General features: G+C 70.4%; 11 protein-coding genes and 1 tRNA gene. 5 read left to right on the top strand and 7 right to left on the bottom strand.

Annotated elements, in window-relative coordinates; all coding sequences use genetic code 11:
* Positions 1 to 436: 436 nt before the first annotated feature.
* Both OG199_RS24875 and OG199_RS24870 read left to right on the top strand, forming a co-directional pair.
* Positions 437 to 1,657 carry an acetyl-CoA C-acetyltransferase gene (locus tag OG199_RS24875; protein WP_266699604.1) on the top strand — a complete coding sequence of 407 codons (1,221 nt, stop codon included), beginning with the start codon at positions 437 to 439 and terminating at the stop codon, positions 1,655 to 1,657.
* 330 nt (positions 1,658 to 1,987) lie between these two features.
* Entirely contained in the window at positions 1,988 to 2,800 is an 813-nt protein-coding gene (locus OG199_RS24870) for a hypothetical protein (protein WP_401800776.1), read from the top strand.
* A gap of 293 nt (positions 2,801 to 3,093) precedes the next feature.
* On the opposite strand, the gene OG199_RS24865 is transcribed toward OG199_RS24870, so the two are convergent.
* Entirely contained in the window at positions 3,094 to 3,405 is a 312-nt protein-coding gene (locus tag OG199_RS24865; RefSeq protein ID WP_168528482.1) for a hypothetical protein, read from the bottom strand.
* 104 nt (positions 3,406 to 3,509) lie between these two features.
* Between OG199_RS24865 and OG199_RS24860 the strand changes: the two genes are divergently transcribed.
* Positions 3,510 to 3,740 carry a DUF4287 domain-containing protein gene (locus tag OG199_RS24860; RefSeq protein ID WP_148008763.1) on the top strand — a complete coding sequence of 77 codons (231 nt, stop codon included), beginning with the start codon at positions 3,510 to 3,512 and terminating at the stop codon, positions 3,738 to 3,740.
* Between the two features lie 140 nt (positions 3,741 to 3,880).
* Here the strand turns inward: OG199_RS24860 and OG199_RS24855 are convergent, their stop codons facing one another.
* The 3 genes from OG199_RS24855 to OG199_RS24845 form a co-directional block, all read right to left on the bottom strand.
* Positions 3,881 to 4,762: a Bax inhibitor-1/YccA family protein gene (locus OG199_RS24855; RefSeq protein WP_266699607.1), complete on the bottom strand. Its 882-nt coding sequence runs from the start codon at positions 4,760 to 4,762 to the stop codon at positions 3,881 to 3,883.
* 209 nt (positions 4,763 to 4,971) lie between these two features.
* On the bottom strand, positions 4,972 to 6,147 hold the full coding sequence (locus OG199_RS24850) for a 4-hydroxybenzoate 3-monooxygenase (RefSeq protein WP_405831327.1): 1,176 nt from the start codon (positions 6,145 to 6,147) through the stop codon (positions 4,972 to 4,974).
* A gap of 241 nt (positions 6,148 to 6,388) precedes the next feature.
* A tRNA-Leu gene (locus OG199_RS24845) sits at positions 6,389 to 6,471 on the bottom strand.
* Positions 6,472 to 6,863: 392 nt separating this feature from the next.
* Between OG199_RS24845 and OG199_RS24840 the strand changes: the two genes are divergently transcribed.
* Together OG199_RS24840 and OG199_RS24835 are read left to right on the top strand one after the other, a co-directional pair.
* A complete protein-coding gene (locus OG199_RS24840; protein WP_266699609.1) occupies positions 6,864 to 7,634 on the top strand; it encodes an ABC transporter ATP-binding protein in 771 nt (256 codons plus the stop codon).
* Positions 7,635 to 7,704: 70 nt separating this feature from the next.
* Positions 7,705 to 10,233: an ABC transporter permease gene (locus OG199_RS24835; protein WP_401800771.1), complete on the top strand. Its 2,529-nt coding sequence runs from the start codon at positions 7,705 to 7,707 to the stop codon at positions 10,231 to 10,233.
* A 96-nt stretch (positions 10,234 to 10,329) separates the two neighbouring features.
* Here OG199_RS24835 and OG199_RS24830 read toward each other — a convergent pair whose 3' ends face one another.
* The 3 genes from OG199_RS24830 to OG199_RS24820 all read right to left on the bottom strand — a co-directional run bounded on the left by OG199_RS24830 (position 10,330) and on the right by OG199_RS24820 (position 15,022).
* On the bottom strand, positions 10,330 to 11,631 hold the full coding sequence (locus OG199_RS24830; RefSeq protein WP_401800769.1) for a class I SAM-dependent methyltransferase: 1,302 nt from the start codon (positions 11,629 to 11,631) through the stop codon (positions 10,330 to 10,332).
* A gap of 602 nt (positions 11,632 to 12,233) precedes the next feature.
* Positions 12,234 to 13,628, bottom strand: coding sequence for an NAD(P)/FAD-dependent oxidoreductase (locus OG199_RS24825; protein WP_356809572.1), 1,395 nt, complete (start codon positions 13,626 to 13,628; stop codon positions 12,234 to 12,236).
* 452 nt (positions 13,629 to 14,080) lie between these two features.
* Entirely contained in the window at positions 14,081 to 15,022 is a 942-nt protein-coding gene (locus OG199_RS24820) for an exopolyphosphatase (protein WP_405831324.1), read from the bottom strand.
* Positions 15,023 to 15,228: the final 206 nt, after the last annotated feature.

Below are 15,228 nucleotides of genomic sequence, written 5' to 3'. Positions count from 1 at the left end.
TTCAGCCCGGGCTCCAACCCGGCCGGAACATCCCAGCGCGGCCCCGCACCTCCAGCCCGACCGGAACCTTTCGGCGCAGGCCCGCATCTCCAGCCCGTCCCCGGAACCTTCCGGCGCAGGCCCGCACCTCCAACCCGACCGGACATCCCAGCGCAGGCCCGCATACCCAGCCCGTCCGGCGTTTGAGGACGAGCCCTTCGGGCGATGGCGGGGGTCCAGGGGGCGCAGCGCCCCTGGCGGGGGGCCGGGGGCGGAGCCCCCGGGGACAGGAGGGGACGGGTAGGGGCGGCGGGGGCGTCACCCGGGCCGGTCAAAAAAGCAAGCGCTTAGAAAAGTGCGGCCGGAGTCACACGACCGGAGCGGTGACCTGGACGGTACGGACGGGTAACTTCCCAAGCAGTCCCGCCCGTCATCCCCTCGTGCCCATGGAGCCGTGATGCCCGAAGCCGTGATCGTCTCAGCCGCCCGCTCCCCGATCGGCCGCGCCTTCAAGGGCTCCCTGAAGGACGTCCGCCCCGACGACCTGACCGCCACGATCATCCAGGCCGCCCTCGCCAAGGTTCCCGAGCTCGACCCCAGGGACATCGACGACCTGATGCTCGGCTGCGGCCTCCCCGGCGGTGAGCAGGGCAACAACCTCGGCCGCATCGTCGCCGTACAGATGGGCATGGACCACCTCCCGGGCTGCACGATCACCCGTTACTGTTCCTCGTCCCTCCAGACCAGCCGCATGGCCCTGCACGCCATCAAGGCCGGCGAGGGCGACGTCTTCATCTCGGCCGGCGTCGAGCTGGTCTCCCGCTTCACCAAGGGCAACTCCGACTCGCTCCCCGACACGCGCAACCCCTTCTTCGCGGAGGCCGAGGCCCGCACCGAGGCCGTCGCCAAGTCCGAGGGCTCGACCTGGCACGACCCGCGCGAGGACGGCCTCGTCCCGGACGCGTACATCGCGATGGGCCAGACCGCCGAGAACCTGGCCCGGATCAAGGGCGTCACCCGCCAGGACATGGACGAGTTCGGCGTCCGCTCGCAGAACCTCGCCGAGGAAGCCATCAAGAACGGCTTCTGGGAGCGCGAGATCACCCCGGTCACGACCCCCGACGGCACGGTCGTCAGCAAGGACGACGGCCCGCGCGCCGGCGTCACCCTGGAGGGCGTGCAGGGCCTCAAGCCCGTCTTCCGCCCGGACGGACTCGTGACCGCCGGAAACTGCTGCCCCCTCAACGACGGCGCCGCCGCCCTCGTGATCATGTCCGACACGAAGGCCCGCGAGCTCGGCCTCACCCCGCTCGCCCGGATCGTGTCCACCGGCGTCACCGGCCTCTCCCCCGAGATCATGGGCCTCGGCCCGGTCGAGGCGAGCAAGCAGGCGCTCCAGCGCGCCGGCCTCACCGTCGACGACATCGACCTGTTCGAGATCAACGAGGCCTTCGCCGCCCAGGTGATCCCGTCCTACCGCGACCTCGACATCCCGCTGGACAAGCTGAACGTCAACGGCGGCGCCATCGCCGTCGGCCACCCCTTCGGCATGACCGGCGCCCGCATCACCGGCACGCTCATCAACTCCCTCCAGTTCCACGACAAGCAGTTCGGCCTGGAGACGATGTGCGTCGGCGGCGGCCAGGGCATGGCGATGGTCATCGAGCGCCTCAGCTGATCCGGCCGAGCTGATCCACGATCAGTCCACGACGGGGCCGCACACCATCCTTACGGGTGACCGCGGTTGGACCCAGCGTGACCGAATCGGCCTGGATCCCGGTTGCCACCGGGATTCCGGGCCGATTTGTGATCCAATCCCTCCCAAGATGTGACCTATCTCCCCCTGGAGAGCGATTTACGCAGGTCAGAGCCGTTGCGTAGGTAAACCCGAGGCCCAAAGCCCTGTCCTATTCGTGACGTTACGCACTGACAGCTCGGTGGTCCGCCCTTCAAGCTGATGTAGGAAGTCGGGGGTCGACTTTGAACCGGGAGTACGTCAGTGAGCGCCATGCCGATTGCTTTGCTGCTCACCACCGCCGCGACCGCGGCCGTGGGCGTCGCCGTTCTGCGCACCCTGCTGGGTCTGCGCGGGCAGGTCGCAGCACTGCGCAACGAACTCGCCGAGAACCGTGCCGGCGCCGCCCGCGGTCTCGTGCCCGCCGCCCGCTCGGCCGCGGACACCGACGAGATACGCGCCGCGGTGACCGAGGCGCTCGCCGAGGAGCGGGAGCGGGAGCTCGCCGAGGCCCGGGCCTTCTGGGCCGCCCAGGAGGCGCGTGACGCCTCGGACGCGCCCTCGCTGCTCGGTCTGACCGACAGCGAACTGTTCACGGCCCGCCCCTCGGACTTCGCGGGGCTGGAGTACCTGGAGACGGTCACCGAGCCCGACCTGGACGCCGAGGAGTTCGCCGCCAGGGACTTCGTGCAGGGAGGCACCGCCGGGGACTCTCCCGAACTGGCCGCCGCCCGCCGCCGTCACCCCTCGCACCCGGACTTCGTGCCGGTCCAGTCACCCGTCGCGAACGACCACGAACGCACGGTGGCCTGCCTGGAGGAACTCGCCGAGGCCCGCACCGAGCTGGCGGACGTCCGCCCCGGTCCGCTCGGCACCCTCGACGTCTACGTCTTCACGGACGGCACGACGCTCTGCATGACCCCGGGCCACCGCGAGACCGCGGAGCGACTGGCCGCGGCCCTGCGCGCGGGCGAGACCCCGGTCCTGCTGGGCGGCTCGGGCGTCTCGGGCGCGTACGCCCTGACGTTCGCGTGCGGCGAGGAGAACGTCTACATCCTGGCGGACCGCGTCATAGCGTCGCTGTAGCGCCACCGTCCCGCGGCGAGCGCCCCGGAGAAGGGGGCGCGCGCCCGCGCACCGACACCGCACGCACACCACACGCGCCGGGCGACGCGCCGCACGCCCCCACCGCACCCACGCGCCGCCCGCACCCTTCGGACCCCCGGCAGCCCTCACCCGGATCAGACGACGGCAGTCGCCCACCCGGACCAGGCCCGCGGCGGTCCCCCCGCACACTTCGGACCCGCGGCAGCCCCACGCGGACCAGGCCCGCGGCTCTCGCCCGCGCAGGTCGGACCCGGAGCAGCCGACCGCGCGGGTCAGACCCCGGCCCGCTTCTGGGCCTCCTCCACCAGCGCCACCGCCTCCGCGACTTCCGCCTCGTCCCTCAGCACGAGCGCCAAATCGTGCGCCGCGACCGTGATTTGGTCGGCGGCGGCGAACATCCCCGCCTCGGGCATCTCCCTGGGTTCCCCGGACGGGTCCTCCACACGCTGGGCACGCAGTGCCAACTCCCTGGCCAGACCCAGTGCCTCGGCGGCCGCCCCCCGCTGCAGCCGGCTCTGCGGGGCGGCCCGCAACCGGTCGGCGAAGTGGTCCACGGCTCGGGTCAGCGACGTCGTATCAAGCACGCCGCGAGACTACGCGCCGCGACGGGACTGTTGCCAACAACCCAACCCTCAGGCACCGTGGCGTGAAGGACCGGCTTACATCCCCTTTGCGTCCGGAGGCGCCGATGTCCCAAGTGTTCTCGCAGGAGACCCACCGCAATCTGCTCGCCCGCATCCCCCACTGCACCGGTCGTGAGATCTCCGACTGGCTGCGCACCGTCGACGAAGGCCCCGCCCTCTTCCGCTTCGAGGAGAAGGTCAGCTGGCTCCGCGCCGAGCACGACCTCGCGTACGGCCACGCCAAGGCGATCATTCACGAGTACGACCTGAGGAGGGCCGCGCGCAAACTGCTCTGAGCGCGCACCACCGGCACCACCCGGTGTCCTACCGACATCCCGACAGGCATCCGCGATACGGCGAAGGGCCCGCGAACCGTCGGTTCGCGGGCCCTTCGGACGCCTGTCGCCGGCCATCGCCGACGACGCGGTCCGCGTCGCTAGTCGTTGCTGCTGAAGATGGCGACCAGCCGCAGCATCTCGACGTAGATCCACACGAGGGTCATGGTCAGGCCGAACGCGGCCAGCCAGGCCTCCTCGCGCGGCGCGCCGTACGCGATGCCGTCCTCGATCTGCTTGAAGTCGAGGGTCAGGAAGAACGCGCCGATCAGGATCGCCAGGATGCCGACGATCGCCCCCAGCGGACCCATGCTGCGCAGTCCGCCGTCCCCGGCCACACCGAAGGCGACGAGCAGCAGGTTGACCGCCATGACGACCACGAAGGCGATGGCGATGGCCATACCGATGCGGGCGTACCGCGCGGTCACGCGGATCCAGCCCGCCTTGTAGACGAGCAGCGTCGCGCCGGCCACCGCCATGGTGCCCAGCACCGCCTGGAAGGGGGCGCCGCTCCACCGCTCGTTGTACATCTCGCTGATGACCCCGAGGAAGACGCCCTCGAAGGCGGCGTAACCGAGGATCAGCGCGGGCGTGGCCTTGCGCTTGAAGGACTGCACCATCGCCAGGACGAACGCCACGAGGGCGGAGCCGATGGCGAGGCCGTAGCTGGTGGACGACACGGGCAGCAGCGCCCACGCCAGGACGGCGCCGACGGTGACGGTGCCGAGTGTCATGGCGGAGCGCATGACGACGTCGTCCATCGTCATCCGGCCGGTGGTGACCGGGGCCTGCGGCGGGGCGCCGTACTGCTGGCCCTGCTGTGCGTAGGGGTTCTGCGCGTAGGGGTTGCCGCCCTGCTGGGCGTACGGGTTGGCCTGCGTGCCGACAGCGGGTCCCCCGGCCTGCGGCGCCGCGTTGAATCCCGCGTAGCCGTTGTCGCGGCTGAACCCCCGTCGCGAGAAGACCGGGTTGCTGCTCCTCATTTCACTCCTCCATGGCCACCCTGCGCGGCCTTGGCCTCAAGGGTAATAGGTAGGCAAAGGATCGACCCTACTGCTTGGGGAGGATCTTTCCCTCGTCCTGCCAAGGTACGCGTGTGTTCCCTGGCCTGCGAGCACTGGTACCAAGCCGTGACAGGCCCTTGTCGCGGCGCCCGGCCAGGCCTTTCGGCGCCGGATCGGCTCCGGTTCTCTCAGTCCAGCGGAAACCCGGTGTACCCCTCGGCCAGATCCGTCTCCGCCGCCCGCGAGGTGGCCATCCGGCGCAGCCGGGCGAGCTGGATACGGTCCTCGAAGGGGGTCGCTCCGGGGGCACGGTGCAGCAGGGTCGTCATGTCGTACGAGAAGCGCTCGGCCTGCCAGACACGGCTCAGACAGGTTTCGGAATACGCGTCCAGGCGCTCGGCCGAACCGGTGTCGCCGAGGTGCGTCAGGGCGCGGGCGAACGTCACGACGTCGCCGACGGCGAGGTTGAGCCCCTTGGCTCCGGTCGGCGGGACGATGTGGGCGGCGTCCCCGGCGAGGAAGAGCCGCCCGTGCCGCATGGGCTCGTGGACGAAGCTGCGCATGGGGGTGACGGACTTCGAGGTGACCGGCCCGCGCTCCAGTCGCCAGTCGTCACCGGTCTCGAGGCGCCGCTCCAGCTCGTCCCAGATCTCGTCGTCCGCCCAGGCCCCGGCCTCCGTGCCCTCGGGCACCTGGAAGTAGAGCCGGGAGACGGTCGGCGAGCGCATGCTGAGCAGGGCGAAGCCTCGGTCGTGGCGGGCGTAGACCAGCTCGTCGTGGGAGGGCGCCACATCGGCGAGTATCCCGAGCCAGCCGAAGGGGTACGTCCGCTCGTACACCCGGGAGAGCTCGGCGGGCACCGCCTTGCGGGCCACGCCCCAGAACCCGTCGCAGCCGACGACGTAGTCGCAGTCGAGCACGTCCTCGTGCCCCTCGTGCCGGAAGCGGACCCGCGGCCGGTCGCTCCGCGCTCCTTCGACGGCCAGCGCCTCGGCCCCGAAGAGCAGCGGACCCCCCTCCTTGAGCTGGAGCGCGATCAGGTCCTTGCAGACCTCCGTCTGGGCGTACACCAGCACGGAGCTGCCTCCGGTGAGGGCCGGGAAGTCGACCCGGTGCCGCTGCCGCTCGAAGCGCAGCTCGATCCCGTCGTGCCGCAGCCCCTCCCGGTCCATCCGCTCGCCGGCCCCGGCGGCCCGCAGGACGTCGACGGTCCCCTGCTCCAGGATCCCGGCGCGCTGCCGCTGCTCCACGTACGCCCGGTCCCGGCTCTCCAGCACCACGGAGTCGATGCCCGCGTTCCGCAGCAGCCGCGCGAGCAGCAGTCCGGCCGGTCCGGCTCCGATGATCCCGACGGTGGTACGCATCCGGTACGCCCCTTCGCGTTCCCTGCGGCCGCTGTTCGTCCGTGGCGCCTGTTCGCCTCCAGCGCCTGTTCGCCCGCAACGACTGGTCGTTCGCCTACTCGTTCGTCTGGTGAAATTACCTTCACCTGAGCCGCACGTGAGTCTCCGGGGGCACGCGCTCGCTGTCAACGGATCGCGACGAACTCCTCCGGCGGGCGCGCCCGGGGAGGACGGGTCGGGAGAGAGCGGGAGAGGTCGGAGGTGCCCGGAACCGGACTTGAACCGGTACGCCCGCGAGGGGCAGCGAGGTTTAAGCTCGCCGTGTCTGCATTCCACCATCCGGGCAGGCCATGGGCTCCGCGTCGAGATTCCGAGCCTATCGGGGCCCGCTCCTCGAACAGCGGTCGGGCGAACCGATGTTGTCTTATTTTATTGACGTCTGAGGGTGCATCAGCCCCCGGTACGGGCCATCCGCACTTGCCAATAGCCTTTCGGGCGCCGCGGGGACGCGTATACGGAATGACGGAATTTCACCGTCCGAACGGACGCGCCCCGCGCGGCCGTACCCGGACGGAGCTCAGGGAGCACCCTCATCCCCAGGTATGACTCCGCCGCTCGCGGTCCGACCGGAGGCTGCCCCGGGAACCGGAACAGCGGCTGACTACACGGCGCCGAACGGCCGCGACGATGGGACACGTCCCCTTGAAACGCCGTCGTCCCGACAGGAGCACCCTCCCGTGACCACCACGCCCCTTGCCGACCGGACCACCACGGTGGCCGCCCGCGCCACGGAACTGTCGAAGGTCTACGGACAGGGCGAGACCCAGGTGGTCGCCCTCGACCGGGTCTCCGTCGACTTCCGCCAGGCCGAGTTCACCGCGATCATGGGCCCCTCGGGCTCGGGCAAGTCCACGCTGATGCACTGCGTGGCGGGCCTCGACTCCTTCTCCTCCGGCTCCGTGCGCATCGGGGAGACCGAGCTGGGCTCCCTCAAGGACAAGCAGCTCACGAAGTTGCGCCGGGACAAGATCGGCTTCATCTTCCAGGCGTTCAACCTGCTGCCGACGCTGACGGCCCTGGAGAACATCACCCTCCCGATGGACATCGCCGGCCGCAAGCCGGACCGGGAGTGGCTGGACAAGGTCATCGCGATGATCGGCCTCGCCGACCGCCTCGGGCACCGCCCCTCCCAGCTCTCCGGTGGTCAGCAGCAGCGCGTCGCCGTCGCGCGGGCGCTGGCCTCCCGCCCCGACATCATCTTCGGCGACGAACCGACCGGAAACCTCGACTCGCGTTCGGGCGCGGAGGTGCTGGGCTTCCTGCGCAACTCGGTGCGGGAGCTGGGGCAGACCGTCGTCATGGTCACCCACGACCCGGTCGCCGCCGCCTACGCCGACCGCGTGGTCTTCCTCGCCGACGGCCGCATCGTCGACGAGGTGTACGGGCCGACCGCGGACTCCGTCCTGGACCGCATGAAGCAGTTCGACGCCAAGGGCCGCACCAGCTGACCCGGCGTCACCTCGCCCCGGACCCAAGCACCGTCCCGAACAGCCTCACCCTCCTGGACTGAGAAACCCCATGTTCCGTACCGCCCTGCGCAACGTGCTCGCGCACAAGGCCAGGCTCCTGATGACCGTGCTCGCCGTGATGCTCGGCGTGGCCTTCGTGTCCGGGACCCTCGTCTTCACCAACACCATCTCGGACGCGTACCAGAAGAGCTCCGCCAAGGGCTTCGGCCAGGTCGACGTCGCCATCCAGCCGGAGGGCCGCAAGGACTCCGGCGACACGATCGGCAAGGACCCGAAGCTCACCCAGGCCCTGCTGGACAAGGCGGCCAAGGTCCCCGGCGCCGGTTCCGCGATCGGCGTCGTGAACGGCTTCACCGCCGTCGCAGGCAAGAACGGCAAGCTCGTCGGCAACGGCTTCCAGTCGCAGGGCGGGAACTACTGGGGCACCAAGGACCCCCGGTACCCGCTGACGAGCGGTCACGCGCCCCGGGGCGGGAACGAGGTCGCCATCGACTCCAGGACCGCCGCACGGGCGGGCTACAAGGTCGGCGACACCGTGCGGCTCTCGGTCGACGGTCCGGTCCTCACCCCCACCGTCGCCGGCGTCTTCACCACCGACGACGGCAACGTCGCGGCCGGCGGCAGCCTCGCCCTCTTCGACACGGCGACCGCCCAGCGGCTCTTCCACCGGGTCGGCGAGTTCGACGAGATCGACGTGAAGGCCGCACCGGGCACCGGCCAGACCGCCCTGCGCGACGCCCTCGACCAGGTCGTCCCCGAGGACGTCGCCTCCACCACCACCGGCAAGCAGCTCGCCGACGACCAGGCCACCCAGATCGCCTCGGCGATGAGCGGCATGAAGACGGGCCTGCTGGTCTTCGCCGGCATCGCGCTGTTCGTCGGTACGTTCATCATCGCCAACACCTTCACCATGCTGGTCGCCCAGCGCACCAAGGAACTGGCCCTGCTGCGCGCCGTCGGCGCCTCCCGCAGGCAGGTCACCCGGTCCGTCCTCGTCGAGGCGTTCTTCGTCGGCGCGGTCGCGGCGGTGGCGGGCCTGGTCGCGGGTATCGGCATCGGCGCGGGGATGCGCTCGCTCATGGGCACCCTCGGCGCCACCGTCCCGGACGGCCCGCTGGTGATCTCGCCCGGCACGGTCGCCACGGCCCTGCTCGTCGGCGTCCTCATCACGATGCTCGCCGCCTGGCTGCCCGGCCGCCGCGCCGCGAAGATCCCGCCGGTCGCGGCGATGAGCAGCGTGCACGCGCAGGCGACCACCAAGTCCCTCGTCGTACGGAACGCGCTCGGCGCCCTGTTCGCCGCCGCGGGCGTCGCCGTGGTCCTGTACGCGACGACCATGAGCGGCTCGGACGGGCAGGCCCCCATGGGCCTGGGCGCGGTCCTGCTCATCCTCGGTGTCTTCGTCCTCACCCCGCTGCTGTCCCGCCCGCTGATCGCGGCGGCCGCGCCGGTCCTGCGGATCTTCGGGGTGTCGGGCAAGCTGGCCCGCCAGAACTCGGTCCGCAACCCGCGCCGGACCGCCGCGACCGCCTCCGCCCTGATGATCGGCCTCACGCTCATCACCGGGATGACGGTGATGGCGGGCAGCCTGCAGAAGTCGATCGACAAGATGGCCAGCTCCGCGATCAAGGCCGACTACGTCGTCTCGATGGCGAACGGCAACTCCCTCTCCCCCGACGTCGCGAAGACGCTGTCCGGGCTCGACGGAGTCACCGCCACCAGCCCCCTGCGCAACGCGCCCTCGCGGATCGACGGCGAGACCGAGTACCTGACGGGCGTCAACGGCGCGTCCATCGCCCGGCTCACCGACCTCAAGGTCGACGACGGCGCCTTCAAGGTCGGTGGCACCCGGGTCGTCGTCGACAAGGACACCGCCGAGTCCCACCACTGGAAGGCCGGTTCCGGCTTCACGGTCTCCTACGAGGACGGTGCGAAGAAGCGGCTCACGGTCGCCGGTGTGTACGAGGGCAACCAGATGATCAACGGCATCATCCTCGACAACACCGCGCTCGCGCCGCACCAGACCGACACCTCCGACATGCAGGTCATGCTGAAGACGTCGAGCGGCACGTCCGGCGCCACCAAGACCAGGCTGGAGAAGGCCCTCGGCGACAACCCGGCCATCCAGGTGCAGGACAAGAAGGACATCTCCAACGGCATCGCGCAGATGTTCACCCTGATCCTGAACATGCTCTACGGCCTGCTCGCGATGGCGGTGATCGTCGCCGTGCTCGGGGTCATCAACACCCTCGCCATGTCGGTCTTCGAGCGCTCGCAGGAGATCGGGATGCTCCGCGCGATCGGCCTCGACCGCAAGGGCATCAAGCGGATGGTCCGCCTGGAGTCCCTGGTCATCTCGCTCTTCGGCGGTGTGCTCGGCATCGGTCTCGGCGTGTTCTTCGGCTGGGCGGCCGGTGAGCTCGTCGGCAGCAGGATGGCGACGTACGAACTGGTCCTGCCCTGGGCCAGGATGGCCCTCTTCCTGCTGCTCGCGGCCACGGTCGGCGTCCTCGCGGCGCTGTGGCCGGCCCGGCGGGCGGCCCGGCTGAACATGCTGACGGCGATCAAGTCCGAGTAGCCGCGACGGCGGTACGCGGAAGGGCCCCGTTCCGGGCAGGAACGGGGCCCTTCCTCCGTCGGCGCCGAGGGACCGGCGCCGGGACCGGTCACGGGTCTACGGCACGACCGGGTTCCAGGTCCTCGCCCGCAGCGGCAGTCCGGAGGCACCGGAGGGCTCCGGTGTCCTGACCGCCAGCACTTGGTTGACGCCGATGCGGTTGCGCTCGAAGGCGAGCGCGGAGGCCGCCATGTAGAGGCGCCAGACGCGGGCCCGGCCGGGGCTGGTGAGCTGCACCGCCCGGGGCCACTGCGCCTCCAGGTTGGCGACCCAGTGGCGCAGGGTGAGCGCGTAGTGCTCGCGGATCGACTCGACGTCACGGACCTCGAAACCGGCCCGCTCCAACTGCGTCACCGTCGTGCCCACCGGGGCCAGTTCGCCGTCCGGGAAGACGTACGCGTCGATGAACTCGTCGACCGCGTACTCCGATTCGTCGCGCTGCGGCCGACGCCCGATCTGGTGGTTGAGCAGCCGCCCGCCCGGCGCGAGAAGCCGGTACAGCACCCCCGCGTACTCCAAGTAGCGCTCGGCGCCCACGTGTTCGGCCATGCCGATGGAGGAGATCGCGTCGTACGGTCCGTCGGCGACGTCCCGGTAGTCCTGGACCCGGATCTCCACCCGGTCGGTCAGGCCCTCGTCCGCGACCCGCTTACGGGCGAACGCGGCCTGCTCCTGGGAGAGCGTCACCCCGACGACACTCACACCGTGCTCGCGGGCGGCGTGGATGGCCATCGAACCCCAGCCGCAGCCGACGTCGAGGAGCCGCTGACCCGGCCTCAGGGCGAGCTTGCGGGCGATGAGTTCGAGCTTGTCGCGCTGCGCGCTCTCCAGGGTGCCGTCGTCCTCCCAGTAGGCGCACGAGTAGACCATGGACGGGCCGAGGACGATCTCGTAGAAGTCGTTGCCCACGTCGTAGTGGTGGCTGATCGCGCGCCGGTCGCTGCGTTTGGTGTGCAGGTGACGGCGTCTGCGTACCTCCTCGCGGGGCGGGGCGGGCGGCAGCGGGGACCCGGCCATCCTGACCAGTCCCCGGACGGCGGCGCGGACGTCGGGGTCGCGCAGGGACTCCGCGAGGCTCCGTGCGTCCTCGCCCCGGTCCCAGATCAGCCCCGACACCAGGCCCAGGGCGGTGTAGAGGTCTCCCTCCACGGCGAGGTCGCCGGAGACCCAGGCGCGCGCGAGCCCCACCTCGCCCGGTTTCCACAGCAGCCGGCGCAGGGCGCGCCGATTGCGCACCACGAGAGCGGGGGCGCCGGGCGGGCCCGCCTCCGAACCGTCCCAGGCGCGAATACGCACCGGCAACGGGGACCCCAGCAACTGCTCGACAAGGCTCTTCAGCCGCGGCGCGGCGTCCTGCATGGCGTACACCTCCGAGACAACACTCCCGAACGCTCCAACACCACGTAAACACCAACCGGCCTCGTGCGCAGTCCCCCTTCCGCGTTACAGCTGAGCAAAATAGCTGTAGCCGCCACGCGTTCCGCCCCCGCGGCCCCTTCCCGACCCCGTCCGCACCCGGGTGCTCCGCCAAGGGGCTGCGCCCCCTGGACCCCCGCATCGCCCGAAGGGCTCGTCCTCAAATGCCGGACGGGCTGAAATACATGACCTGGGCGCCAGCCTCCGAGGGCGACCCATCAGCGCGGGCTCGCATCTCCAGCGAGGGCTCGCATCTCCAGCTGGCCCGCATCCCCAGCGTGGTCCCGCATCCCCAGCGTGGTCCCGCATCTCCAGCGCGGGCTCGCATCTCCAGCCCGTCCGGCGATTGAGGACGAGGCCGTCCAGGCCGAAGCGGGGGTCTGGGGGCGGCAGCCCCCAGGAACGAGCCGGACCCCGACCTCACCACACAGCCCCGCACCTCCAGCCCCGGCCCCTACGGCGCACGCCGAAGGGGCCCCCCGCACCACGGATGGCGGAAGGCCCCTTCGGGCTGAACAGTTTGAGACAGAATGACCGACGACGGGTCAGGAGGCCTTGGCCCGCTCCTCGGTCTTGGCGGCCGGAGCCGCAGCCGCGGCAGCCGGCGCCGGCTTCGCGGCCTCGTAGAACTCCTCACGCGGAGTCTCCATGGCCCCGAGCGAGACGACCTCACGCTTCAGGAACATCGCGAGCGTCCAGTCCGCGAAGACACGGATCTTCCGGTTCCACGTCGGCATGGCGAGACCGTGGTAGCCACGGTGCATGTACCACGCCAGACGACCCTTGAGCTTGATCTTCGTCTTGCCCATGACGATCATCGCGACGCCCTTGTGGAGGCCGAGACCCGCGACAGCACCCTTGTTGGAGTGGCTGTAGTCCTTCTGCGGGAAGCCCCGCATACCGGAGATCACGTTGTCGCCGAGGAGCTTGGCCTGCCGGAGCGCGTGCTGCGCGTTCGGCGGGCACCAGGCGTTCTCCACGCCGGCCTTGCGGGCGGCGAGGTCCGGCACCTGGGCGTTGTCGCCCGCGGCCCAGATGTAGTCCGTGCCCTGCACCTGCAGCGTGGTCTGGGTGTCCACGTGGCCACGCGGGCCGAGCGGCAGACCGAACCGGGAGAGGACCGGGTTGGGCTTGACGCCCGCCGTCCACACGATCGTGTCGGAGTCGACCTCGAGGCCGTTCTTCAGCACGACGTGGCCGTCGACGCAGGAGTCCATGGAGGTGGAGAGGTAGATCTCGACCCCGCGCGACTCCAGGTGCTCCTTGCCGTACTGGCCGAGCTTGGGGCCGACCTCGGGAAGGATCTTGTCCGCCGCGTCGACGAGGATGAAGCGCATGTCCTCACGGGACACGTTGCCGTAGTACTTCGACGCGTCGCGGGCCATGTCCTCGACCTCGCCGATGGTCTCCGCACCCGCGAAGCCACCGCCGACGAAGACGAAGGTCAGCGCCTTGCGGCGGACCTCCTCGTCCGTGGTCGAGTCGGCCTTGTCCAACTGCTCGAGAACGTGGTTGCGCAGGCCGATGGCCTCCTCGATGCCCTTCATGCCGATGCCCTGTTCGGCAAGGCCGGGAATCGGGAAGGTGCGGGAGACCGCGCCCATCGCGATGACGAGGTAGTCGAAAGGCAGCTCGTACGCCTCACCCACGAGGGGGGCGATCGTGGCCACCTTGCGGTCCTGGTCGATGGTGGTGACCCGACCGGTCAGAACCTCCGCCTTGGGCAGCACGCGTCGCAGTGGGACGACGACGTGCCGCGGCGAGATGCTGCCGGCGGCGGCTTCGGGGAGGAAGGGCTGGTAGGTCATGTACGACCGGGGGTCGACGACCGTGACGGTCGCCTCTCCGTAGCGCATCTTCTTGAGAATGCGCCGAGCTGCGTACAGGCCTACGTACCCACCGCCTACTACGAGGATCCTGGGACGCTCCGTGGTGCTCATGCCATCGAGTATCCACCCGCCCCTCGGGGGTCGCTCGTGCGCCCCTTCACAAGCTTGGGTGGGCCCTCTGCTACACTGCGCGGCTCACGTGACCCAGGTCATGTCGCCGCGAGGGAACCAGTGTTCGGGGCGGACCGTTGTCAAGAGCCCGTGAGCTGCTACTCCGAGCGTTCGAGTGCACCGAACCACTCTTCGACTTCACCCGCCGGAAACACTCCCGGAATGCTCCGGTGAGCATCGCCCCGAGACCGGCGAGCACCCCTGCGGCACCCGAGTGGCCCAGTCGTCGCCCAACAGGGCCGAATTCCTTGTGAAGAACTTCACGAAGTTTTCCGACGGCGTGTCGCAGAGAGGGCCCGGATGGCCCCTTGCGCGCGCTCATACGTTATCCGACCTGCTCAGGAGAGGCTACCAGCGGGTAGCAAGCGCTCCCCAGCCCCCGTGGCCAGGGCTCAGGCGACGGACCACGCGATCCCGTCGAGGATGTCGTGCTCGCTGACGACGACCTCCTCCGCGCCGATCCGCTCCATGATCGCGAGCAGGACGAGGGCGCCCGCGGCGATGACGTCGACCCGCCCGGGGTGCATCGAGGGGATCGCGGCCCGTTCGGCGTGGGTGGAGCGCAGGAGCCGCTCGGTGATCTCGCGGACCTTCTCCCGCGGGATGCGGGAGTGGTGGATGGCGGCCGAGTCGTACGCGGGGAGGTCAAGCGCGATGGCCGCGACCGTGGTGACCGAACCGGCGAGGCCGACCAGGGTGCGGGCCTCGCCCAGCGGGACCGTCCCGGCCACGAGGTCCAGCGCGGCTTCGATGTCGGCGCGGATCGCGTCGATCTCCGCGGGCGCCGGCGGGTCGCTCACCACGCCGGCGTGCACCAGGTGGCGCTCGGTCATCCGTACACAACCGATGTCCACGGAGCGGGCGCCACGTACGTGGTCGTCGCCGACGACGAACTCGGTGGAGCCGCCGCCGATGTCCACGACCAGGTACGGCTTGGCGAGGTCGTCCCGGCCCGCGAGTTCCCTGGTCGCTCCCGTGAAGGAGAACTCGGCCTCCTGGTCGCCCGTGATCACCTCGGGCTCGACGCCCAGGATGTCGAGGACACCGCGTACGAACTCGTCCCTGTTCTCGGCGTCGCGGGAGGCGGAGGTCGCGACGAAGCGGAGGCGCTCCGCGCCGTGCTCCTTGATGACCGCCGCGTACTCGTGGCAGGCCGCGAAGGTGCGGTCGAGGGCCTCGGGGGCGAGGCGGCCGGTGCGGTCCACTCCCTGGCCCAGCCGGACGATCGTCATACGGCGGTCCAGGTCGACGAGTTCGCCCGTCGCCGGGTTCGCGTCGGCGACGAGGAGACGGATGGAGTTCGTACCGCAGTCGATGGCGGCGACCCTGGTCATGAGCTGTGGTCTCCTGTGGTGGTTTCCGATTCCGGCGTGCAGCCGTCCCAGCCTATTTGGCTCCGCCGTCCCTGCCCTCCCCCGAGCTCTCGGCTTCGCTCGAGCAGGGGGACACCGTCATCCCGTACCTGGGGCTCCGCCCCATACCCCGCCAAGGGGCTGCGCCCCCTGGACCCCCGCATCGCCCGAAGGGCTCGTCCTCGAAC

The organism is Streptomyces sp. NBC_01176 (assembly GCF_045039825.1).
Classification (GTDB): Bacteria; Actinomycetota; Actinomycetes; order Streptomycetales; family Streptomycetaceae; genus Streptomyces.
The sequence above is the reverse complement of the archived record's forward strand: the minus strand, read 5'-3'. Positions and strand labels throughout refer to the sequence as shown.